We start from the raw sequence: 574 nt of genomic DNA, 5'->3' as shown, positions 1-574 counted from the left end.
TCATGGCCATCGCCGGCGTCCAGGGCAACGGCCAGACAGAGCTGACCGAAGCCATCCTGGGACTCCAGGAACGCGTTCACGGCTCCATCCTGCTCGACGGGGAAGAGCTCCTGGGCCGCAGCGTCAAGGAAGTCCTTAACGCCGGCGTCGGCTTCGTCCCGGAAGACAGGTCCGTGGACGGCCTGATCGGCACCTTCTCGATCGCCGAAAACCTGATCCTGGACCGGTACGACCAGGCGCCGTTCGCCAAGGGCATCAGCATGAGCCCCGCCAAGGTGCTGGAGAACGCCAAAACCCGGATCGACGAATTCGACGTCCGCACCCCGTCAGGTTCGCTGGCGGCCGGCACCCTGTCCGGCGGAAACCAGCAGAAAGTCGTCATGGCCCGGGAGCTCTCCCGGCCGCTACGGCTTTTCATCGCCTCCCAGCCCACCCGCGGCGTCGATGTCGGGTCCATCGAATTCCTGCACAAGCGCATTGTGGCCGAGCGGGACCAAGGCACGCCCGTGATGATCGTCTCCACCGAACTGGACGAGGTGATTGAGCTCGCGGACCGGATCGCCGTCCTCTACAA

1 protein-coding gene is annotated in these 574 nt (G+C 65.2%); it reads left to right on the top strand.

The window, feature by feature from the left end:
- On the top strand, positions 1–574 hold a 574-nt coding region (locus DBR22_RS24990; protein WP_258229379.1), incomplete at both ends, for an ATP-binding cassette domain-containing protein.

It is taken from the genome of Arthrobacter sp. HMWF013 (assembly GCF_003061105.1).
Classification (GTDB): domain Bacteria; phylum Actinomycetota; class Actinomycetes; order Actinomycetales; family Micrococcaceae; genus Arthrobacter.
The sequence above is the reverse complement of the archived record's forward strand: the minus strand, read 5'-3'. Positions and strand labels throughout refer to the sequence as shown.